This is a genomic window from Acidovorax sp. SUPP1855 (assembly GCF_030158955.1).
In the GTDB taxonomy this organism is placed as follows: domain Bacteria; phylum Pseudomonadota; class Gammaproteobacteria; order Burkholderiales; family Burkholderiaceae_C; genus Paracidovorax.
On the sequence record NZ_BQXI01000087.1, the window covers coordinates 1 to 911 of the forward strand.

The following is a 911-nucleotide window of genomic DNA, read 5'->3' on the forward strand; positions in this document are numbered from 1 at the left end:
TACCTGATCCACCACCGCCAGCTTAAAGGCCAGTGTGTAGTCCTTCTGCGTTCTCTTAACCCATTGATCCACTTGACTTTCCTTTCTGATGAACAGAAAGGTGTCAACCTCATTCAGGACGGGTCACGAATATCTCAAAAGATGCGGAAAACTGACCCAGACCCCTTTTTTTAAACTCAGATGAAGATTATTATCTGGGCTGGAGAAATAATGGCATATACATCGTATCTAGTCAGGAGATATAAAAAAATGAGATCAATATCCCGACAGATAAATGCACTTAGACGATTTTTCGGCGTTCACCCGCTGAATCGCACGGTGTGGACTGTAGGTGCATCCAGCTAGCTGTGTCAATCGTCGAACCGCCGGCTTTGTGTCAAGACGATTCTTTTCTGAATTCAAACTTACTCGATGTGGGGTGGTTGATCATTCCAGCTTCAAGACCGGGTTGGCCGGCGGTACGGGCAAAACCCAGCGGTCGGGCTCGGCCAGCACGACGGCAGCGAGCCGCCCGACGCTGGCGCCGCCTCGGCCCATGACCTGGTAGCGCAGGATGTTCACGCGGCCCTTGCCCTGGCCCGAGGTCATGCGGTGCCAGCCGGCCTTGATGACCTCGCGCTGCACCTGCAGGCCCGTTGCGTCGGCGTGGGCGGCGTGCGCGCAGACGTTTCTGGGGTCACGCCAAAGAGCGGACGCACGAAGCCGGGCTCGGGTCGCGCCGGCGGCGTTACCGTGGATGGAGCCGTGGTGGGTGCTGGCGTTGGCGACGACGCCGGCGCGGGCGCCCTCGTTGTTGATGCAGCCTTGGGTTTGGGCACGGACTGTTCCGGTGTCGGCGCTGCAGGTGCTTTCTTGCCGTTCGGCGTTGGCGCATTCTTGGGCGCCACCAGGGGTGGCCTGGATGGCGCTGC

1 protein-coding gene is annotated in these 911 nt (G+C 58.5%); it reads right to left on the minus strand.

The window, feature by feature from the left end:
- Positions 1–426 precede the first annotated feature (426 nt).
- The coding region (locus AVMA1855_RS26500) for a hypothetical protein (RefSeq protein ID WP_284428009.1) at positions 427–911 on the minus strand (485 nt) is incomplete at its 5' end.